Here is a 22,556-nt window from a genome sequence, read left to right as displayed (position 1 = left end):
TCTTTCATTGTAACACATTTACATGACTAACCCTTGCGGCATCAATAGTGTTGTAATAAACGAGCCGCGAACAATTGGCTTATTTTCTCTATTGAGAGACAAGAATGTTTGCCAGCTGCGAATTGGATGCATTTCACCATCTTTAACATAGAAAATTGTACCGCTGCCGTCGGATATAAAAGTTGGGAAAACGTCTTCTTTTCTAAGCGCCTTGCACGTCTGCAACTGAAGTGAAAAAGCTCGCTGATTTGACAGTTCTATCTTATACAATACGCCGCCAACACCCAAATATGTTACCCCTCCACAGTTTACATAGGGCGATAGAACTGACTCGCTCACTTTATATTTGCCAATAACGTCGTCACGCACTGTTCGGATATTCCCTTCTACACCGACATCAAAAGCTTGCTGAAAATGAGATAGCGGCAATAGTTTATCATAGCCATCCGATACATAAACAGTATCATTTGACGGCGACTTTACAAACTTACCTGGCGCAAACACTACGTTACCGCTTGGTATACTGGCGAGCGTACCGCCCGATACCCATGCAATATATGGTTGATTTTTGCCCAAGATAGCAAACACATCATCCATCGACACAATCGGACGTTTCTGCTGCGATTCAATCACATACACCGTACCATTATCCGCAGATTTAATCATAATCGGACTTTCTAGCGAGCCGCTACCCTCTAGCTGATTAATAATTTGATCGGACAGGACTGTTGGTGTACTGTTAATTTCACCGGGGTGAACAATCTGCTTTTTGCCATCTCCTGTTATTAGATATTGCGTACCTGTCGAATTCGCAATATGATCATCAATTACTTTTCCTGATTGTGGCAATTTAGCAATGCTTTCCTGTTCTAATATACCACTATTAAACTTATTAAACACCCTATCAACGTACATAGACCGCTTAATTGAATATGCTTGTCCGCTACTAACGAGATAACGATTCCCGCCGCTACGACTCTCAATAACCACACTATCTCTGACAATTGGCTCGCCAATTGGCAAATACTGAATCGCTGAGTCGCTTAGCACATTGTAACCCTGATCTCTCTGCGCTTGAGCAAGCGATTGATCATCAAGAACCTCCCGACGGCTGCCATTCTCAATGTAAAACCGCTTACCGCTGACTGTTTTGTAACCATGCATAATTGGCGGTCCAGAATAAAATCGATTTACTTGTGCGTTTGTTAGCTGCATAGGCTGCCCACAGCCCTGACCAAGTCCATACTGTGCAACCATATCACATGACGTAAAAGGTAGCTTGATTCCCGAATCATAGAAGTAAATCGTACCATCTTCCGAACGAATTAACCGTCCAGCGAGCTGGCCTGTCAGATAGGTGTCAAGGTATGATTGCGAGACAAAACTAACCGACCCAAGAGCAGCCGACAGTTGACTCAGCGTTTCCATACTAGCGATCGGATATTTTGTGTCTTTACCGACAAGATAAACTGTTGCATTGTCAACCGTTCTTAGTAAATGGCCATTTATATGAGTTGAGCCGAACCAATCACTAAAGAATAAATAGAAATTACGATTACCGTACGACGAGCAACCGTCTCCCGTGCCGTATTGCGCATTAAGCGCTGCCTGATTTGGACGATATGGCGTATAGCTATACAAAGCAGCTGTTGCACGGTTTTCGATATATACGTCACTTGTACCACAACCGCCATTCGGATTCCACATTATCTTATTCCAGCCAGTGCTATATGGGACAAACCACCCCGGTCGCCGCTCCATATAACCGCGAAAATGCCGCGCCGCTTGATATAATTGTGCCGAAAAACTTCCGTGAGCCGGGTCGCATGCCGGGGCGCCCGGTGCAACATGATCAGGACAGCCAAACCCGACCGCCTCGCGGAATTGTTTTGGCGTTGGCCATTCATCAGTAATTAAGCTGTTTTCCTTTTGAAGTGTAGCAATCAACACTTGAGGATTAATATCAAATTGCTTAGCATACACATGAATCAGTTGTGCTGCTGATACAGCTCCAGCCGGATTGTTTTGTTTACTATAATTATTCTCGCCCGTATTCGGATTCTCTGCATAATCCGTTATACAACGGAACGGCGCCGAAATACCACGCGCATTCATCCATTGTGCACGACTACCGCCACCTAACTCAGACCGCTTTTGCCCCCACGTATCACACGATACTTTACTCTCTAGAAACTGTTGTATCTGCTGAACAGACATTGAGTCGGAATTTGTGAATACTGCGTCATCAATAATCCTCCCGGCATTAAAATTACGTGCATCGGCCGCGGAGACAGACGAAGCAGCACAAATACTCATGAGAACACTCACAGCTACTAAACTACCTATCAGTCCCAATCGCCAACGTACCGTCATAATGAAAGATCTTTCTCCGCCCGACCAGCCACTTGATTAGATTTATAATCAATCCGGATATGCCAATCGCCCTTCGCAATCTCCTCATCGAACCCCTTGCATATAACATATGAACCCATATTCTGCAGGCCAACTTCTCTAGTTATTGATTGACCTTCTTTAGCTGTTAACTGCAACGTACACGTTCCATCAACTTGAGTTGTCGGAACGATGGCACGAATACTTAACTTACCATCAACGTATGATGTGTTTGTGATCGTCACTGCTATAGAGCCTGCCTCCTCCTGATTATCTGATTGTTTTGCCTCGTGTTTTTCGATAAATTTCTTCTTAATTCGCTCGCCTTCTTTCTGCTGCTCCGAAGCCGGCTTATCATAATTAACATTATTTTCTCTTGAATCCTCCGGTTCAATCGGCTTCGTTGCTGGATTGAGCTGCAACCGGTCAAACGGTGGTATTCGCTTTATATATGCGAGCACTAGACAGCCCCCTAGTAGCAGGATAATAAATACCCCAACCAAAATCCACTTTTTGCGCGAACGTTTTGATTGCTTAAGCATCGCGACCTATCCCTTCTACATTTTTTTCAGATACATTGTTTTCAGATACATTGTTTTACACTAGCAGTAGTAAATTATCTAGTGAAATTATAGCATAGTCACTATTAAAACACTAACGTTTCAATCGGACACGTGCCTGACGCGATTCCAACGAGTAGCGATGAGCTGTCTTTTGGTCATTAAGATCAAACTCCACCGCCTTACGAAACCCACGCCATTTTTCAATATTATAAATTGGGTTAACCGCAATATAGAATAGACGGCGTTTCCAGGAGTACTCACTATCACGCAGCGTAAAAATCGTATCTTTAACAGTGCCTAATGCGACTACTTTAATAATACCAAGAAACGATGGCGCCTTTACCGGAATCCCTGCCTTCCTTAGTCCCATCACTTCATCAAACATTCGATTTTTATATTCTCGAATTTTAAATTCATTTGAATGGACAACATTACCTCTTGATGCATACGCCTTCATATAGCCAGCCTCAATTACATCGCGACCGAATGCCTGATCTTCGGCATAATCCAATTCGCGATATGGTATAGTATGCAAGACAAAGTTGCGCCGGCAAGCAGAATTGACATCGGAATAAAATGCCACATGGTCGTATTGACTCTGCTTTTTAATGAAGTCATCTTTGTAATAAATCGTCGTACCATTATCTGGACCAAGACCAGAAAATACACCACGAATTTCACGTTTTAACAGCGGAAATGTTTTTGGTCTTGGATCTTGTTTGCCAGTCACACCGACAATTTTCTCGTTTATTTCAAACGGTTTCAGCAATTCATAAAGCCATCGATTGTGCGCTGGAATTGCATCTTGCGTCAGATATACAACAAACTCTCCTTTTGCATCTTCAGCAGCCTGCTGTCGAACTCGTCCATGCTGAAAATCTTTTTTAAGAATTGTTTTGTGACGAAGGTTGGCATGCCTCTTCGCAAATCGCTCAATAATTTTTGGCGTTTTATCTGTCGAGCTCGTGTCATAGATCAACACTTCAAACGTTTTATCAATTTTTTGCTTAAAAATCTTCCTCAATAGGTGAGCAAGCGTATCTTCTGCAAAATATGTCGGAATAAAAATTGTGATATCGACGCGTTTATTCACCACACACCTCGCGACGAATAATCATTTCAACTTTTTTATAGGAATCATTCCATGACAAATTCTTGACGCTTGCCGACGCTTTCATTGCATACTCATCAATGTCTTTTCGCTCAACAGTTTCACATAACGCCTGTGCTAATTGGATCGGTGTTGTCGCAGTATAATGAATATAGGTGTTTTTGCCAAGAACTAAACTATTATTTTCGCCCTCATTCATCACTGGAATACATGTTGCCGCCAAAAGCTCTAAAGGAAGAAGCGATACATTTGTCAATGACAATACTAAACAAGCGACTGATTCTTGGTACAACCGAGCCAATTCTTCATGAGATAGAATACCTCGATTAACATATGAGAAAGGGATCTGATAATTCGACACGTCCCAGCCGAAAAATTCAATCGTATACTCAGGATGATTCTGGTGAAATTTCTCAAGTGCGATCACGCCAAGCTCAAACGCGCGGCGCTCTGTTACTGGTCGTGCGTAAAAACAAATTTTCTTTTGTTTTGTTACAGCATCAGTTTTCGGTCGATAAATATCCATGTCGGCACCAAAATTAAAATAATCCGACTTCATGCCATACTCTTTTACTCGTTTCGTTAACCATCGTCCAGCAGTGATACCGTAAAACCCCATACGATATGTATTCTCTGCGAGCACCGCCTTGGAACCAAGTCCATAAAAATATGGCTCAAAATCCTGCACAAAATAGAATTTATGCGCTTTTGTTTTAATGTTAAATACTGGGTATGCCGTTTCCCAGCCAGTCGCGATTAACGCATCAGATTCTTCATATTGCGCAATTTTTTTTACCTCCACATCAAGCTTAAAACTTGTTTTGAGAATGTGCGTCGCTTCTTTTACTGATTGCGGGTGAATTCCCTCGTAGACATAGATTGTCACCCGATGACCGGCACGCTGTAAATGCCTAACAAACCGCGTAATTGTATTTTGTCCGCCACTCCCTGGCGACAATGGTGAAAGCACCCAGCCAATCTTCAATGATTTCTTATGTTTATTTTTTGCCGGAGCTTTATATGGATGGTTAACATAATCCGCCTTCATGATATCTTCAATTGTTGCCATTACTTCAATTGGCTGTTTAATAGCCAGCGCCTGCTGCTTTGATAAGTATCGTTTCGTCTTGCGAACCGCTTGCCCTACTCCATTCTGTTTCGTGTAGGCATAAAACTTATACGCTTTTCGTAACATATTTCCTCCGTTATTTTACTTTCTGCCACTCACCTTTACGTTTTAGTAATCCTCCATCTTTGTTTTTACTCTTTACATAAAACGTTGCAATCTGTTTCTCGGTCGTGTAAGCAATTGGCTCATACTCATCACGCTTACTATCATATGCAAACAATGTCGCAGCAATCTCAAACGTTCGATTGTTGAATTCATCAAGCGGCAATCTATAGTGATATTTATACACACCTTTTTTTTGCGATGTTATTGTCACATCATCATTGCCACGGAAAAATCCATCATCAATCACTGACGTTGCACGATTTGACGCTTCATCAATAACCGAAATACCAAACGAAACTGATTGGTTACTCGGTACATAATATTCAACTGTTGCGCGCAGCGTATCTTGCGGTGTTAATATTTTTTTATCAACTGCCACGCTAATCCATGGTTTATTAGTGGCAGTTTTCTTCGTTAAAACTGCTTTTTCAATATTTTCGAGACTATATAGATTTGCCACTTCTTCTGGCTGCCCATCGGCAACTACCTTGCCATTATCAATCATAATGGCACGATTGCAAAATCGCCTAACCGACGCCATATCGTGCGTCACTAAGATGACTGTTTTTTTCTGTGCTTTTATCTGCTTAAAATAGTCAAAACATTTTCGCTGGAACGCCTCATCACCGACCGCAAGCACCTCGTCAAGGACTAAGATATCAGTGTTTGTCTGAATTGCAATCGAAAACGCCAGACGGACTTGCATTCCACTTGAATAATTTTTTAATTTTTGATCCATAAAGCGCTCTAGCTCAGAAAATGCTACAATTTCATCATATTTTTCGCCCATTTCAGCACGCGAAAAACCAAGCAGCGCACCGTTGAGATATACGTTATCTCGTCCAGACAGTTCAGGATTAAAACCGACACCGAGCTCAATAAATGGCGTCAGTTTGCCTTTAACTGTAATCGAGCCTTTCGTTGGCGTATAAATACCTGAGAGTAATTTCAATAACGTACTTTTTCCACTACCGTTTCTCCCGACAACACCCAAAAAATCCCCTTTATGAACATTGAACGAAATGCCCCGTAGCGTATGCTGAATTTCCGTATAGGTTCGACGAAAATTTATTAATAAACTCTTAAATGAATTACCACGACCACGCGGAAGTATAAAATCCTTATGAAGATTTTTAACCGCAATAACTACCTCTTTTTTATTTCTACTCACCTATATATTCTCCGCAAAATATCTAGATTGCTTCTTAAAATAAGCTATACCTACCACAATAAATATAACAATAATAGACAAAGAAACAACAATCATTACAGGTCTGCTCCCCCAGAGTGTAGTAAACGACAGTGTCTGTTCACTATTTATGAGGTCATGACGAGCACCTTGGATAACAAGCGCAAGCGGATTGAGTATAAGAATCTTTTCAATAAATACATTTTTTACCATCTGGAGCGGGTAGATTATAGGTGTTGCATAAAATCCTGCCTGCAGGACTATTTCCCATATATAACTAACATCGCGAAACCGAACATACAAAGCCGACAGTAGAAAAGATATGCCTAATGCGAATACATACGTAATAGCTACATACAGTAGCAGCATGCCAACACCTGCTAATGTAACTGGTACACCATTAACTGCCATAAATATAAAAACAACAAGTAAGCTGAAAAATAAATTAATTGACGCAGATGCGCTTGTTGCTAAAACAATCATCCAGCGTGGGATCTTTATTTTCCTAATGAGATCGCCTCGACCAACAATTGAGCCAAGACTTTGTACTGTCATCTCAGTAAAGAAATTCCACATCACAATTCCAAGCAATAGATAGACAGGATAATGCTCAATGTCGCGACCAACTTTTAAGAAATAAACAAAGACAATATAGAGAATAACGAATAACAGCAGAGGTTTCAGTAACGACCACGCGTAACCAATAAACGACCCTTGGTATCTCAATTTAAAGTCTGTTCTCACTAGTTCCAAGAATAACGACTTATTTTCTTTCGAGAATAGCCGTCTAGACACACTATGCAGTATCGCGTTTCTCATATCTTTATCTTCTATTATATAATAGAGACGCGCAGTTATGAAAAAAATTATCACAATTATCCTAAACTGGAATAGTCCAAGCGATTCCATATGCTGCACTAAATCTATTCTAGCTCAAACAACCCCATCAGATATTTTACTTGTTGATAATGCTTCCTCTGACGACTCGGTAAAGATTTTTCAAAAAATTACGCAGAGCAATTCGCGAATACGATTGGTAAAAAACAATAAAAATCTAGGGTTTGCAGGTGGAATTAATAGCGGTCTAAAAATAGCAATAGAAGAGCAATATGACTATATTGCTCTTCTAAATCCTGATGCTAAAGCTCAAAAAGATTGGATAAAGGAATTAACAAAAGAATTGGATGAGCACGAAGACTGCGGAATCGTAACTGGCAGCATGTCTAGGCTAGAAGGTAGTGCAATCGACTCAACAGGAGAATTCTACACCACTTGGGGCCTTCCCGGGCCACGTCATCGCGACGAGCCGATAGCTAACGCGCCAGACCAGTCAGGCGAAATTTTCGGTGCGACAGGCGGCGGCGCATTATATCGCACAGCAATGTTTAGCGACATTGGGTTGTTTGACGAGGATTTTTTCATGTACTACGAAGATGTTGATCTCAGTTTTCGTGCACAGCTCGCCGGCTGGAAGGTACGTTATACACCAAAAGCAATCGCATACCATAAAGTTGGTGCGAGCAGCCAAAAGGTTCCAGGTCTCGCCGTGTTTAACACGTTCAAAAACCTGCCGCTTGTGCTCATCAAAAACGTCCCAGGACGGCTATTCTGGACGATTGGCGCACGCTTTTTCCTAGCGTATTGGCTGATTTTTGCGAGTGCTATCCGACACGGCAACAGCTGGCCGGCGTTCAGAGGTATTTTTGCATCGCTCATCCGCCAACCGCACGCCTGGGTACATCGCGTTAAAATTCAGCGTGACCGGAAAGTCTCAATCGCCTATGTCCGCAGCATTATTCACAATGGCCCACTACCTAATCAGACAGGGCTACTTAAATTCCGCAAGCTTTTCACTGGTAAATAGCTTTTCGCACAGTAATCGCCTACGTGGTACGGTCGTCTAAATATTCCTTTTATGTCTGATTAATAGTGTAATGAGTTTTATTTTTGTTTACTTTTTAGCATAGCTTCAACAAATTGGCTACTTTTTCAGTTACTCTTCTATACGTTACCAACAAGATCATACTATATAGAGCTACTAATAGCAGACGAATCCACCAAAAAGCCTGCATGAATATACCAAACTTGAAATATAAGAAAGATAAAATAGTGTAACGATTCTATCTTTCTTGTACTTTATGCTTAAACGTAAAAATAGTTAAAATCAGAAATGTCACAGGAACGCTAATACTAACGGACGCAATGTAGAGTAAAATTTTACTATCACCATAGAGTTTATCAAGAATTGATACGCTTATAACTTGAATAAGTAGGTTTGGTATGTACGAAAGACAAAACTTATAAAAATACCGAAAGCTATAATTTTTCTCACGAAATGTAAACGTGCTATTTAAGAAGTATGATGGGACTAAGCTCGTCAAAAAGCCGCAAATTAAAGCCAAAATAGTATTCTGTAGTAATATGAAAAATAGATAGGACAGAAAGACGCCTAGAATTGCATTAATCATACCAACAATGAGGAACGCTATAAACTTCCTGCTAAAGAAATACTGAATAATAGGTAGCCTATCATAGTCGTTAAGCTTTATGATGCGATCGCCTTTCACGATGTATGGATTTTGCGCTAATTTTAGCATCGGTAGATCTGACAGGCTATCGCTATATGTATTTTGAATAAAAGAGTGCGGGTAGGATTCCTCTAGCCTTCGTACTTTTTCTGCACCATAGCAATTGAGGCCTTTAAATTCCCCTGTTCTTTTATCAACAGGGCTAGCAATAATACGCATACTATTTATCTCACCAGCAACCGGACGAAGAAGGAATTCAGGCGAAGCAGAGATGATAACTTTATGCGGTGCGAGATCATTCTTGTACCACTGTTTTATTTTCTTTTTCGATATTACCCAAAATTCATCGACACGCTTGTCCACATTATCAATCCCGCGAAAGAAGCTGAAAAAAAGACTTTTATATTTTTCTTTTGAATAAACGCCGGTAGCATATCCAATAAGCCCTTTAATCTGTTGTGGCAAAAAACGCAGTAACTTTTTGTCTTTTTTGAGACAAAAACGATAGAAGTCAAGTGTTGAATCTCCGTCGTAGATGGTTTTGTCAAAATCGTAAAGATTAAGTATCATAGGTAGATTACACCCATCAAAGCGGTAGCATATAATAGTAATAGTAGTTTAAGGTTTATGCTCCCGAGCAAGACGTTAACTGGGTCACCCTCGGACTCTTCTCTTTCGATCAACAAACTGTAATTCATGATAATAACCATAACAATTGGTATCGTCCAAAAAAGCAACGAATGATCGTAGGGCGGAGCTATCGTCCAAAGCGAATAAAACACAATTCCAAGCGTCAAGCATACATACATATTTTTATCAAGAAAATCCTTCGTGTAGAATTTGTTGACTGGACGTGTCGAGTCTTTGTTATTTATAAGCTCATTGCGCCGTTTGCCAAGCCCCATGTAAAAAGAAAAAGCAAAAATCGTCAAATAAAGCCATTTAGAAACGGGAATTCCAAGGGCCAACCCGCCATAAATAATTCTTAGAATGAATCCTGCCGAGAGAATGAAAACGTCAATAATCGGAATGTTTTTTAGTCCAAAAACACTGTACAGTATATTGATGAAGAAATAACCAAGCAAAACAGCAAGCGACAAGTTGATTCCAAACGCAAGCACATTGATCGCGATCGAAACGAAAAATAGAGCACACGCTGCGACAATTGCATCTCGTATGCGGACAGCGCCAGAAGCAATTGGACGCTTGTATTTCGTTTTATGGCGTCGGTCGTTTTTTACATCTTTGATGTCATTTATGATATAAACAGTCGAGGCAATAAACGAGAATGACGTAAAAGCAATAAGTGCTTTGACAATAAGACCGCAATCAAACAATAGGCCGCCGAAAAACAAAGGTAATAAAATGAGAATATTCTTGATGTAATGCCTTGGTCTAGCTAGCTGAATAATATTCTTACATTTTTCCATGCTATAATTACAATTCATTTAGTAACAAAAACATTTCAGCAGCATGCCATGTATGCGACAGAGACAGACCTTGATCCTGAGTATAGAAACTATTGAAAAAATTCTGCGAAGTAACATGACGAGCCCCTGTAATAGACCCTTCGTACGATAATGGGTATACTTCATCAAGAATGTAGACAGACGAATCATTTCCACGATAGTGAGCTTCAGCCCAAGTCAGGTATGGCCATTTCTCGACATTTTTATCACTATGTTTTTGTTTCAATCCGTCGTTAATAATTCTCCTGTCTGGATACCACCAGGTCAAAACTCCGTACCCGTCATCAATATTTGGTAAAGATAATTCTACTGGCAGATTTTGTCCAATCTTCCTCGCTCCATTAAGTAGTAAGGCTGTCGGATAATAAGTCTGCCATGTGCCATCGCACGGACCGCTAAAATGACCGTCTCTGGCTTTACTTTTAACCTCCGCAAAGATTTTATCAACGAGATCCTGCCGATTATTCTTTACTGCGCCAAGGATATATAGAAGCTCTCCAGGGTTGTCCGCTTCATCTCCTGCGTGATGATCATAGATATCTTTCAATGACGCAACCCATTTTTCTAGTACATGTTGGTTATTCGTGTATTCAAGCGCCATTGTCATGACCATGCCGTCTCGATACCAGCCGCCACCATCCTTATATGTTAATATATTTGGCTTTGGAATCCCATTGTGGATATTGAAGAGAAGTTCTTGATGCAGTACACGTAGAATACGTGCATATTTTTTACCTTCAAAACGAGGCAACTTGAATTTTTCACTACCTTTTGTGAGTATAGCTTCCGCGTCATCTTCCTTGACAAAAACACCATCTTCATTTTCAAAAATCTTCACAAGTTTATTATTCTCGTCTAACAATGCAACAGTGTACTCACTCGGAATGATAAATTCGGCTTTAACACTCCATTTTTTTATGACTTCTTTTGTAAACAAATCATATAATTTTCCCCTACGATACACCATCTTCCTTCGGTCAACCATACCAAAATAGAAAAAATCTGCCTTTTTTCTGTTAGTTCTTCCGTATTTTTGTACTTTAAATTTTTCACTTAACAATTTATTATCAAGCTCGTTATAATAGGCGTCTAAGTCTTCAACCCCCTTGCGCACCTGACTATCTTTAAGCAGTAATTGCTTTGATTGAGTTATTGCGTTTTGACGATTTGTAAAATACGAGTTAAACAGCTTAACGCCGATCAGCATGGCCACAACCGATAGTAAGACAAAAATAATATATTTCTTTCGAGACCGAAGTGCCCATAGTAAAATCGCACACATAACACCAACACAAGCAACACATATCGCTAAGGTCTTAGGTACCGTACAGTGCACACCGTACGCTGACACAATCTCCTTAGTTAACCATATAAGACCTATAGTTTGAGATACAATCACCAAAAAGAAAAGTCCTGAAAGAATGCGCTGGTTTTTGGTTAATCTTGATAACCCGTTAGAGTTACGCCAAACGTAAGCGGTCGCTAAAATTAATAAAAAATTATAGTGAGGAGTGTAGAGAAAACCAGACAGATTTCCATAACACATGTGGAACGCGAAATTAACAATGTATGCAGCTATCATGCCTGAATATATCTTGTTGGTGGTTAGTAATGTCTTACGATGTTTTCTGATAAATCGCCCATGAATCACGGCGATAGCGATAAACATAGTGTAGGCAACTATATTAGTAACAACATTACCCTTTATGCTGTATGCTCTAAATTCAGTTTCGCGCTCATCTCCATTCTTGGTAATAAATAGCGGGATATTCGCAGTAGTATTGTGTCTTATTTGCTTAGTAACTCGTGACATAATTGAGCTCTGCTTTTCAATATATAGCAGCTCTTCTGAATCTTTTTTGACGATCGCAGATATATTGCCCTTGAAGAAGTCTACAGAAGACGGCCATACAACGCTTTGTATTTGTGCGATGGTAGTAGTAATACATAAAGCCGAAACAACTAGTATAGATATTTTCGTCAACTTTTTTGTTTCTTTTCTGTTTAGCGCTATAACGATAAGCAACACAATAATATATTGCACAAAATTTGTAACTGTTATACTAAGACTTGCAATACCAAGTAGCGCCAACACAGTATAATCATTCAAATTTAGTGTTTTTTTCTTAACAAAGAACAAGGCGCATAGCCACATAATGAGTAGTCCAAGCTGAGCAAATATATATGTTTCAAGCGTAACCGAGAAAATAAATTGAGGTACAGTGAGCGCAAATAGCACACTGACAGCGAGTGATCGCTTGGTGTTTAATCCAATTTTTCGAAGACAACCATACAAAAGAGTAATATTTACAGCAGACACAAACGTTTGCACTAAGACGCACGCTGCTACGGTGTTCCTTGTGAAAAAATTAACTATTAAAACAAACGGTTGAGTTAATATGACGAATAATGGATGCACAATCGTCCTATAGTGCGTGTAATTGGCAACGGTCATATCAGCATACACTCTGAACGTGTCTGCATCAAAAAAAGCGTTTAAACTATCATAACCTCTCGCTATTATCGTGATGATAGCTGCAAATACCACATAGAATAGAAAACTCAAGCTAAAAAGTGTAATGCCTATACTTAGGTCGTGTTTATTTGCCTTAAAAAAGTGCAGCATCTTTAATTTCATGACAATTATGATAGCTGCTGAACATTATTTCGTCAAATATAGCTCCTAGCAGCCACGGTTTAACTACTCAACCCAAAACAGCCCTAACTCTATAACGCTGTCTAGAGCGTTCTCATATGGCATATGGTATTTACGACTACATACGGCTATATAGGCAAAATGATCCCATGAAATTCCTACAGCCTGTCTAGCTTTGAGAATGCTACACTAGATACGAGCTGCTAGATGTATGTTAGGGTTAACCATATCGCAGTACTTTTAACCTAACCAACTCAGTTCAGCCTAAATCACTCAAACCAATTGCCTAAATACTATGTAAAGGATAAGCTAGAACTGTTTGTCTGTTTATCTACTGCTTCCATATTTTATTTATGCCTAAATTCTTTTCGTAATTATTCTCTATGATTTTCCTCTATAATTCTCTTCTATATATTTATATATAAAAGAAGAGAAAAAAGAATAAAAGATAACAGGGGTAAAATAGATAAAAAATACCGGATATCGATATCCGGTATTTTTTATGGAGAGAGGCGTAAAAAAGGATATGAAAGATAGGAAAAAATAATAAAAGACACAAAGTTGGTTATGACTTTAGGTTAACTTCTAACATGTATTTATGCCATGCGTTAAGACATGTTTTGCAATAAAAACGCCCTACGGGTAGAATAGAAGTAATGTAACTTCATTATTTTAATCAGGGCATACTGCATGATTTTGAGAATTCGCCAAACCACTAACCTATTAAACAGCTCTAGCCTATATATTATCTGCTTATCAGCAATTCTCGAGATGAGACCTTTAGCGATCAACTACTAGAAGACTAATCAGGATATTAATTGTTTATGGTTTATTACCGACTATGTGCAAGAAGACTTAGATGAATAACTTACCCGTAGAACGTTTTTTACAAAAAACACGCCCTACGGGAATAGGAAACTTATATGAAACTACTCGAATATGAAGCTAAGCAGTTACTCGTCGCCGCTAAAGTTCCAACCCCGCACGGAGCAATTGTTGGAATAGACGATTCACAGACAAGCATCTCCACCCCTGTTGTTCTGAAGTCGCAGGTGCCGACCGGCAGGCGCGGCAAAGCAGGCGGCGTCATTATTGTACGCGAACCGAGTGACCTACAACCTGCTATTACCGCATTATTTGGTCGTACAATTCACGGGTTCACGCCGCAGAAGCTTCTTGCTGAAGAGCTAATTGACATCAAACGCGAGTTCTATTTCTCGCTTATCATCAATCGTGAGACTAGCCAGATTGAGCTACTCGCCAACACAAACGGCGGTATTGAAGTTGAAGAGCAAGACAGCGAAGCCTTCTTCAGCCATTCGGTTGATCAGCGCTCATTTGAGACATTAGGCGACGAACTGGCTGATTGTCTTGACGTCCCTGATAAGGCTTTCTTGTTGCAAGATATCATTGCCAACACGCATCATTGCTTTGTAAGCAACGACTGTTTACTACTCGAAATCAACCCGCTGATTTTGACCACAGACGGAATACTGGTCGCAGGCGACGCGAAAATTACGCTCGACGACGCAGCGTTTTTTCGCCACCCTGAGTGGCACTTTGATGAAACACCTGAGGGCAATAATTTCGTTACGCTTGACCAAAACGGTACGATTGCTACCATTGCTAACGGCGCCGGGCTTGCGATGGCAACGGTTGATGCGGTTGCGAATGCCGGCTTCACACCTGCGAATTTTTTAGATATTGGCGGTAATGCTACGCCGCAAAAAATCATGGACTGTTTTCGCCGTATCAGCGCATTACCGCACGTAACAGCAATTATTATCAATATCTTCGGTGGAATTGTCCGCTGCGACGACGTTGCGCAAGCTATTCTAGGCGCAAAAGAAACGTTTCCAGACTTACCGCCGCTGCACGTCCGCCTCGTCGGTAACCGCGCCAACAAAGCAAAACAATTGCTCGCTGATGCAAGTATACCGCTATACAATACTCTTGCTGATGCATTGGAGGCACTCTCATGACACCAGAGCTATTCACCCGCCGGAATGTCGTCATTCAGGGTATTACTGGCAGCGGCGGCACGGCACACGCTAAAAATATGCTCGCATACGGCACACGAATCATTGGCGGCACATCACCAAATCAACAAATCAAAGATGTCTACGGCATACCAGTTTACCGTACAATTGCCGATATTCAAGTTAAGCATACTGTCGACACCTCAATAATTTTTGTTCCCGCGCCACATGCCAAAGCCGCAGTCCTTGAAGCAATTGATGCGCATATTCCGCTCATTATCTGCATCACCGAGAATATCCCTGTTCATGATATGTTGTATATTACGCAACGATTAGCACGCTCGTCGTCAGTGCTCGTTGGCCCAAATTGTCCCGGCGTACTAATTCCCGGCGTCCATAGCCTCGGTATTATACCCACAACGCTCGCAGTACCAGGCAATACAGCAATTGTCAGCCGCAGCGGTACACTTACATACGAAGCAATGAGCCTACTCACTCAGCGCGGATTCGGGCAAAAATATATCATCGGAATCGGTGGCGATATGGTGCGCGGCATAGGCTTCACGGATTGTCTTAATCTCTTTGAACACGACCCGGATATTGCACGTATCGTTATGATTGGTGAAATTGGCGGCACGAGCGAGATTACCGCCGCCGATCATATTAAGCAACATATCAGCAAACCGGTGTATGCATATATTGCCGGACACCATGCACCACGCGGCGTGCAGCTTGGGCACGCCGGAGCAATTCTCGGCACAAACGAGCTTGAATCCGCCGCCGCAAAGACAACTCGTTTACAAGCCGCCGGCGCTGTAACCGCAACGTCGATCGACAAGCTAATAGCACGTATAAAATGATATAATAACCCCATGAAGAAGACTATCTCTGTCCTCATTCCTGCCTACAACGAGCAAGCTGTGCTTGCAGCACTTTTTGAGCGGCTTGACGCGCTTACGGCATCGGTCAAGGGCTATAATTTCGAGTTTCTTTTTGTCAACGACGGCAGCCGCGATGAAACGCTTGAGATCATCAAACGATACGCCAAAACTAACCGTCATGTATCATATATCAATCTATCGCGCAATTTTGGTAAAGAGATCGCTATGATTGCCGGCATTGACCACGCACAAGGAGATGCGCTCGTCATCATTGACGCCGACTTGCAAGACCCGCCCGAGCTAATCCCCGACATGATCAAGCTATGGGAACAAGGATACGACGACGTCTACGCACGCCGCAAGAGCCGCGATGGCGAGACCTGGCTTAAAAAGAAAACGTCACAGTGGTACTACAAGCTGTTGCAATCATCAACCACGATCCCAATCCAAGTTGACACCGGCGATTTCCGCCTGCTTGATCGCCGCTGCATTGATGCGCTTAAACAATTTCGCGAGTCGCAGCGCAACACCAAGGCAATGTTCAGCTGGATCGGCTATAAAAAGAAAGAGATTTTTTACGACCGCGACCCGCGCATCGCCGGCGAAACGAAGTGGAATTACCGCAAACTTATTAATCTAGCAATCGACGGCGTCACTAGCTTTACCACTGCGCCTCTACGAATGTCGTCGATTTTGGGAATGATTATATCATGCGGTGCATTTTTGTATATTCTTTATCTGTTAATCAGGCCGCTATTCGGCGTACCTACTGGCGCTGGCTATTCATCGCTAATGGCAGTAATTTTGTTTCTAGGCGGCGTGCAAATGATCTTTCTCGGCATCATCGGCGAGTATATCGGCCGGATTTTCAACGAGACAAAACAACGCCCGCTCTACCTCATTGAGGAGTATCATCAAGCGCATGATAAAAAACAATAAAATCATTCGCTTCGGTATCGTCGGTGCAATCAATACTGCACTTGATTTTGGATTGCTCTTCTTATTCACGCATCTTGGGCTGCCAAAAATCGCCAGCAATACCCTGTCGACAGGGTTAGCCTTTGGTTTTAGTTTCTTTGCCAACAAAAAATACACTTTTCGTTCAAGCGGCGGCAGCATTAAACATGAAATAGTGCTATTTACCATCGTTACCCTGTTCGGACTGTGGGTGTTGCAAAACGGTGTTATCTGGCTGTTCTCGCCATTGTGCACTGCAGTGCTACATAACGAATCGTTTGCGCTTCTCGCTGCAAAACTCGCTGGTACGATCGTATCGCTTACCTGGAATTATCTTACCTATGATCTATTAGTATTTCGAAAGGATACCGCATAATGCATATCGCAATTGACGCACGCGTCATTAACTCTGGCACAGGCACATACGTCGTCAAGCTACTGGAATATTTGCAGCAAATTGACCATGAAAATTCCTATAGCGTACTCGTACGCGCCAAGGATAAGCACTACTGGAAACCGGTGAATCCTCATTTCACCGTGCGTGTAGCGGAGTTTGACAACTATTCATTTGCCGAGCAGATCGGCTTCAAGCGTTATCTTGATACGCTCAAACCGGATTTAGTGCACTTTTGCATGCCGCAACAACCGATCCTATACCGCGGCAAGCACGTTACAACTGTGCATGATATGACGTTATTCAAAACCTACAATTCCGACAAAAATTGGCTGCTATACCACGCTAAGCAACTCGTCGGGCGCTTCGTGTTTAAGCGTGTAGCACATACGAGTAGCCATATTATCGCAATATCCGAGACAACTAAGCGCGAATTCCAAGCGTTTACTAACGTTCCCGACGATAACATTACCGTGATTTACGAGTCAGGCGAAGTCTGTAAAGGCACGTTAAAGCCATACCACGAGCTACCATTTCATAGCTTTATTATGTATATCGGGCAACAACCAGACTATAAAAATTTACGACGTTTAGCGGCCGCACATCAGCAATTACTGAAAAAATACTCTGATCTGGGACTGGTGTTTGTTGGGCGCATGAATCGCGACACGAAGATTAATAAGGCATTTTATGAAAAACAAAGCTATCACAATATTCATTTCACAGGATTCTTGCCCGACGAACAACGCGACTGGCTACTCACGAAAACTGCTGCATATGTTTTTCCATCGCTCATGGAAGGGTTTGGCTTGCCGCCACTTGAAGCAATGGCATACGGTACGCCAGTCGTTAGCAGCAATGCGTCATGTATGCCCGAGATTTTAGGCGATGCCGCCGAATATTTCGATCCGCTTGATACCGACGATATGGCCGCTGCAATTGAACGTGTCATTACTAATCCAAAAAGACGCCGCGCGCTCATTAAAAAAGGCACAGCGCAAGTCGCCAAGTATTCCTGGCGGCGTATGGCGGAAGAAACGCATGCGGTGTATATGAAAGTGCTACAGCCGTAGTTCTTTGAATGCTTTATGCACCAAATCAAGCATTATGCCGTAGGTCGCAACATCGGTGCCACGCTCATCGGTATAGAGATAGATTACGTTATCTACCACTTCAATCGTCACCGCGAACGGCAGCGCCGCGAGCTGCTCCATATACGTTGGGTTAAGCAGCTCAAAACTTGTCGCCTGCTCAGCGTTTGACGCATACACTTCATACTGCTGGTTAAATTGAATCCACTCGGTTTCGATACGTTCTAATCCACGCGTATTAATGCTTGAACTCCGTTTGCGGTGTACGATGATATTACCATACGTTTTCGGCACATTCACCTGCGCAATTACCCGCGGCCGCGCACCATTAAATGCAGCGTATGTATACAATTGCACTAACAGCGACTCTTTATATAGCCCCACAGCGTGGTTGTTAATATCTGAGACGCCAAACTTCGCCTGTCCAAACAATTGTCCGCGCTCCGGTATAAATAACCAACCCATATCAACGCTATAACAGTAATTATTCTGCGCCGCGAATGCCGCCAGCTCATTATTATAGGCAGCCATATCCGCTGTTGCCTGACCGATATCAGCAAGCAGCCACGTTGAGCCGCTGCGCGCAAACGTCCAATATTCCGTGAATGAATTGCTGTCCGTGAAAATCGCCGTGTTCGCCGCCGTGTTGATAAGCGTATCTTTAGCGCGCGCCGTAATACCTATTGTCACTCGGTCATTTGCATCATTTTGGTCATCGTGAACCTGCACAACAACTGCTTCATCAATCACGATATCTTCCACTGTGTTCGTACGTTGCATTAATTGTAACGTATAAATAAAGAGTGATGCGTGGTAGTGATAATCTTCAGTCATGTATTGTTTCATTGACTCGGTATCTTGACGCGACCAATCGTATTGATAGCGCATAAATGTCTGTTTAGCAAAATCAACAAGCTGCGCCTCATCCCACATTGGATCGTTTGCCGCTGCTCGCTTGAGCCGCTGTTTGACCTCCGCCGACTGCTTCAGCACTTCGCTAAACCAATTAAATAAGCCAGCTGGCGCGCCAACAATTGCTCCTAATGCGACAATAGAGCCAAAGAAGCCGCTGCCAAACATCGCGAAACACGCAATCGCCCATATAATAGCCAACGGCCATGTAATCACATGGGCGAGCAACGATGCAGCGCCAGACTCTGATGGTAATTTGCGGCGTAAAAATGCGCCAAGTCCATGCGTCGGCACGTAGCCGACTAGCGCAAGAAAGACAATCCCATCTCCATCGCCATCTCCGCCGCCTCCTGAAGAGCCGCCAGACCCGCCGCCGCCTGCACGCGCAAAAAGCTCAAGGGCTACAAAGATAGTCTGAACCATTGAGCTTTTCCTCTGCTTTTACTAAAACTTTACGTTGACCGGCTGTTCAACTGCAGCACGTTCACTCTCACTGACATCAAAGAACTCTTTATCGGTATGAAATCCGAGCATACCGGCAAAGATATTTGTTGGGAATACTTTGCGTTTAGTGTTGAATTGCGTAACGACCGCATTGTAGAACCGGCGTGATGCCGCAATCTTATCTTCCGTGTCTGTAATCTGATTTTGCAGATCCGTGAAGTTCTGCGACGCTTTCAACTCTGGGTAATTTTCTGAGACCGCAAACAGGCTCTTAAGGGCGCTTGTTAGCTCGCCGTCTGCTTTAGCAGCATCATGCGGCGTCGTTGCGTTCATAATTGACGCGCGCGCCTCGGTAACTTTTTCAAATACGCCTTTTTCGTGTGCAGCGTAACCTTTAACAGTTTCTACTAAGTTTGGAATCATATCGGCGCGCCGCTTCAATTGCACCGTGATGCCGCTCCATGCTTCTTCAACTTTAATATTAAGCTTAACGAGTCCGTTATACATTGCGATCAGTGCGCCGGCAATCGCTACAACCGCCACAATAACAACGAGCAAAACTACTAACAATACACCTGTCATACCTATTATCCTTTCTTACGCTAGGTTATATATGTAGTATATCATGAACTAGCCTGTGCAATCACGATGTAGCGATCGCGCCCTTCGCCTTCGGAATGGGTACGAATATCGCTATATTCAGTAGCGACGCGGTGCACGATTCGGCGGTCGGCAGCATTGATGTGCGCAATGTGCGAGTCGCCGCTGCGGCGCACTTCTTCAATCCAACCGCGCGCTTTTTCGGCAACTTTCTCTTCACGTTGTTTTTTATAGTTTGCAACGTCAACAACAGCGTGCGTAAGCGCTGCACCTTTATTATGAAGCGCTGTCATCACAATATATTGAAGACTACGCAATGTTTCGGCATTATGCCCGATTAGGATGCTGTTCAAATCGCTACTTTCAACGGCGAGCGCAATCATATCGTCTTCAATATGCGCTTCAACGGCAATATTTTCGCCGAAAAACGACACAATATCCTCAACGAGCTTGCGTGCAAATTCAACTGATTCTTCTCGATCCATAGCTTCTCCTATCCTTTCGCTTTTATCCGCGTGACATGACCCTCGCGCGCCTGTTTTGCGCGTTCGGCGCCTGTTTTCTTGCGCTGATTTTTTGCTCCTTTTGTCGAGCTTTTTTTGGTTTTTATCGCTTCGTCGGCAATTTCGTCAAGTTCGCCAACATCTTTTTTCAAGAGATAGTGTTGTTGTGCTACTGCCGATAAGTTTGAAATCGTGTAATAGAGCGCAAGCGCGCCTGGTAATCCCACCATAATCATAAACATCATAATCGGCATAAATTTCATCATGCCGCGCGTCATTGCGCTGCTCATCTCGCTCGGGTCAGCTTGTTTGCCGTCTGCTGCCTCCGCCATAAGATCGCGCAGTTTTTTGCCTTTGCTATCTGCCGGCATAGTTTGTCTCGACATAACATACTGCGTCAGTGCCGAAATCACCGCTAGAGCAAGGAGCACCAAATCAACGCTACCGTTGCTAAACGTTGTTTTCGTCAAATCAATAAACCCAAGCATTGTATGATTAAAGTTCTCGGGATGTTCAATCACTGCTTTAATTGCGTCGATGTGCTTAAACGGCTCATAAATATGCTGTGCTACCTGATCGCGGTGCAGGGTAATAACGCGTATCACTTGGAACAATGCGATAAAAATCGGCAGCTGAATAATTAAAATGAGAATGGAGCGCAGTGGTTTAATACCGTAGCGCTTGTACAACTCCATCTGCTGCAACGCTTCAATTTGTTTATTGCCCTGGGCGTTTTTCTTAATTTTCGCTAGTTCCGGCTGCAATTTGCGCATTGCTTTTGTTTGGTGCAGCTGGTTTTTTACAAGCGGATACATCAATAGGCGTACAATAATCGTAAAAATAATGAGCGCAACGCCGAAGTCGCCGCCAGGCACGGCGCTATAGATAAGCATCAGTGCATTAAAAATCGGATTTACTACGATCGTTTCAAACAAAACATCTCTCCTCGTCGTGTTATCTAATGTAAGTATACCATCTTTTCGCCGCTTTACCTATTTCGCCCCCCCAGATTAAGAACATGCCTGGTGCAGCAGCTGCACAACAAGCGAATCAAGCTCAGCGGCAGGCATCGTCAATACTTCGGCGTTTGTAACAATCACCGCTAGATCGCCAGCGTTTGATAAATTTGGCAATTCCCGGCGAATGCATTCGTACACGCGGCGACGGATTCGGTTGCGCCGAACAGCCGATTTATATATCTTTTTACTCACTACTACCGCAAACCGCGGATATTTTCGGCGCGGATTAGCGATGTATTTTACCGTCAAGCAACGCGAACGAATTGCTCTCCCGTTACGATAAAGATAACCAAGGCTGCCATGTCCGTGGAATCGATAAGTTACTGCAAGCATACTGACGTATTATAGCAATAATAACGCCGCTTCTTTGCTAGCGGCGTTATTATCCTCTTAGAGCGCAATCCGAGCGCGACCTTTCGCCTGGCGGCGCTTGAGTACGGCGCGTCCAGCTTTAGTCGCCCGGCGTGCACGATAACCGTGCGTTTTCGCGCGGTGGCGAGTGTGTGGTTGATATGTTCGCTTTGGCATATTACTAGTATTATAGCAAAAGTTATCGCTCAGTTCAATATAGGCTTGCTTTGTTGTCGAGAATATCGCACAGCTATTGATTCTTATCCACATTTTTCGTATAGTTA

Annotated in this window: 21 protein-coding genes; 6 read left to right on the top strand and 15 right to left on the bottom strand. The window is 42.7% G+C overall.

The genetic code is table 11. From position 1 onward, the window contains the following. Positions 1 to 18: 18 nt before the first annotated feature. The 6 genes from J5A52_00405 to J5A52_00380 form a co-directional block, all read right to left on the bottom strand. Positions 19 to 2,373 (bottom strand): hypothetical protein, encoded by a 2,355-nt coding sequence (locus tag J5A52_00405; protein QUB37570.1) that lies wholly within the window; start codon positions 2,371 to 2,373, stop codon positions 19 to 21. Continuing rightward, positions 2,370 to 2,933, bottom strand: a complete 564-nt coding sequence (locus J5A52_00400; GenBank protein QUB37569.1) for a hypothetical protein — start codon at positions 2,931 to 2,933, stop codon at positions 2,370 to 2,372. The genes J5A52_00405 and J5A52_00400 overlap by 4 nt, the downstream gene beginning before the upstream one ends. A gap of 112 nt (positions 2,934 to 3,045) precedes the next feature. Continuing rightward, positions 3,046 to 4,047 (bottom strand): glycosyltransferase family 2 protein, encoded by a 1,002-nt coding sequence (locus J5A52_00395; protein ID QUB37568.1) that lies wholly within the window; start codon positions 4,045 to 4,047, stop codon positions 3,046 to 3,048. Continuing rightward, a complete protein-coding gene (locus tag J5A52_00390) occupies positions 4,040 to 5,260 on the bottom strand; it encodes a glycosyltransferase family 1 protein (GenBank protein QUB37567.1) in 1,221 nt (406 codons plus the stop codon). Before J5A52_00390 ends, J5A52_00395 begins: the two co-directional genes overlap by 8 nt. Before the next feature lie 10 nt (positions 5,261 to 5,270). Then, complete coding sequence (locus J5A52_00385) at positions 5,271 to 6,470, bottom strand: ABC transporter ATP-binding protein (GenBank protein QUB37566.1); 1,200 nt, start codon at positions 6,468 to 6,470, stop codon at positions 5,271 to 5,273. Then, the gene (locus J5A52_00380) at positions 6,471 to 7,307 is read right to left on the bottom strand and encodes an ABC transporter permease (GenBank protein ID QUB37565.1); all 837 of its coding nucleotides are present in this window, start codon (positions 7,305 to 7,307) and stop codon (positions 6,471 to 6,473) included. Positions 7,308 to 7,344: 37 nt separating this feature from the next. On the opposite strand from J5A52_00380, the gene J5A52_00375 reads away from it, so the two are divergent. Continuing rightward, entirely contained in the window at positions 7,345 to 8,352 is a 1,008-nt protein-coding gene (locus tag J5A52_00375; protein ID QUB37564.1) for a glycosyltransferase family 2 protein, read from the top strand. Positions 8,353 to 8,608: 256 nt separating this feature from the next. On the opposite strand, the gene J5A52_00370 is transcribed toward J5A52_00375, so the two are convergent. From J5A52_00370 to J5A52_00360, 3 genes are read right to left on the bottom strand one after another with little or no spacing between them, the layout of a single operon-like run. Then, positions 8,609 to 9,586 (bottom strand): HAD-IB family phosphatase, encoded by a 978-nt coding sequence (locus tag J5A52_00370; protein ID QUB37563.1) that lies wholly within the window; start codon positions 9,584 to 9,586, stop codon positions 8,609 to 8,611. Next, entirely contained in the window at positions 9,583 to 10,446 is an 864-nt protein-coding gene (locus J5A52_00365; GenBank protein QUB37562.1) for a UbiA prenyltransferase family protein, read from the bottom strand. Before J5A52_00365 ends, J5A52_00370 begins: the two co-directional genes overlap by 4 nt. 7 nt (positions 10,447 to 10,453) lie before the next feature. Continuing rightward, positions 10,454 to 13,123 carry a hypothetical protein gene (locus J5A52_00360; protein QUB37561.1) on the bottom strand — a complete coding sequence of 890 codons (2,670 nt, stop codon included), beginning with the start codon at positions 13,121 to 13,123 and terminating at the stop codon, positions 10,454 to 10,456. Positions 13,124 to 14,064: 941 nt separating this feature from the next. Between J5A52_00360 and J5A52_00355 the strand changes: the two genes are divergently transcribed. The 5 genes from J5A52_00355 to J5A52_00335 are packed head-to-tail and all read left to right on the top strand — an operon-like array spanning position 14,065 to position 18,425. Beyond that, positions 14,065 to 15,123 carry a hypothetical protein gene (locus J5A52_00355; protein QUB37560.1) on the top strand — a complete coding sequence of 353 codons (1,059 nt, stop codon included), beginning with the start codon at positions 14,065 to 14,067 and terminating at the stop codon, positions 15,121 to 15,123. Beyond that, positions 15,120 to 15,980 (top strand): CoA-binding protein, encoded by an 861-nt coding sequence (locus J5A52_00350; protein ID QUB37559.1) that lies wholly within the window; start codon positions 15,120 to 15,122, stop codon positions 15,978 to 15,980. The genes J5A52_00355 and J5A52_00350 overlap by 4 nt, the downstream gene beginning before the upstream one ends. 12 nt (positions 15,981 to 15,992) lie before the next feature. Next, positions 15,993 to 16,940: a glycosyltransferase family 2 protein gene (locus J5A52_00345; protein QUB37558.1), complete on the top strand. Its 948-nt coding sequence runs from the start codon at positions 15,993 to 15,995 to the stop codon at positions 16,938 to 16,940. Continuing rightward, positions 16,927 to 17,334, top strand: coding sequence for a GtrA family protein (locus J5A52_00340; protein QUB37974.1), 408 nt, complete (start codon positions 16,927 to 16,929; stop codon positions 17,332 to 17,334). The genes J5A52_00345 and J5A52_00340 overlap by 14 nt, the downstream gene beginning before the upstream one ends. After that, positions 17,334 to 18,425 carry a glycosyltransferase family 4 protein gene (locus J5A52_00335; protein QUB37557.1) on the top strand — a complete coding sequence of 364 codons (1,092 nt, stop codon included), beginning with the start codon at positions 17,334 to 17,336 and terminating at the stop codon, positions 18,423 to 18,425. The genes J5A52_00340 and J5A52_00335 overlap by 1 nt, the downstream gene beginning before the upstream one ends. Here J5A52_00335 and J5A52_00330 read toward each other — a convergent pair. The 6 genes from J5A52_00330 to rpmH form a co-directional block, all read right to left on the bottom strand. Further along, positions 18,414 to 19,778 carry a TIM44-like domain-containing protein gene (locus J5A52_00330; protein ID QUB37556.1) on the bottom strand — a complete coding sequence of 455 codons (1,365 nt, stop codon included), beginning with the start codon at positions 19,776 to 19,778 and terminating at the stop codon, positions 18,414 to 18,416. The two genes, J5A52_00335 and J5A52_00330, sit on opposite strands and share 12 nt — an antisense overlap. Positions 19,779 to 19,799: 21 nt before the next feature. Then, positions 19,800 to 20,381, bottom strand: coding sequence for a LemA family protein (locus tag J5A52_00325; protein QUB37555.1), 582 nt, complete (start codon positions 20,379 to 20,381; stop codon positions 19,800 to 19,802). Positions 20,382 to 20,422: 41 nt separating this feature from the next. Then, positions 20,423 to 20,884, bottom strand: coding sequence for a single-stranded DNA-binding protein (locus J5A52_00320; protein ID QUB37554.1), 462 nt, complete (start codon positions 20,882 to 20,884; stop codon positions 20,423 to 20,425). A gap of 8 nt (positions 20,885 to 20,892) precedes the next feature. After that, complete coding sequence (gene yidC, locus J5A52_00315; protein QUB37553.1) at positions 20,893 to 21,837, bottom strand: membrane protein insertase YidC; 945 nt, start codon at positions 21,835 to 21,837, stop codon at positions 20,893 to 20,895. Between the two features lie 75 nt (positions 21,838 to 21,912). Beyond that, on the bottom strand, positions 21,913 to 22,254 hold the full coding sequence (gene rnpA / locus J5A52_00310; protein ID QUB37552.1) for a ribonuclease P protein component: 342 nt from the start codon (positions 22,252 to 22,254) through the stop codon (positions 21,913 to 21,915). A gap of 57 nt (positions 22,255 to 22,311) precedes the next feature. Beyond that, positions 22,312 to 22,449, bottom strand: coding sequence for a 50S ribosomal protein L34 (gene rpmH, locus J5A52_00305; GenBank protein QUB37551.1), 138 nt, complete (start codon positions 22,447 to 22,449; stop codon positions 22,312 to 22,314). Between the last annotated feature and the right edge of the window lie 107 nt (positions 22,450 to 22,556).

It is taken from the genome of TM7 phylum sp. oral taxon 349, from assembly GCA_018127705.1.
GTDB lineage: Bacteria > Patescibacteriota > Saccharimonadia > Saccharimonadales > Saccharimonadaceae > Saccharimonas.
This window is presented reverse-complemented; position numbering and strand designations above follow the sequence as displayed.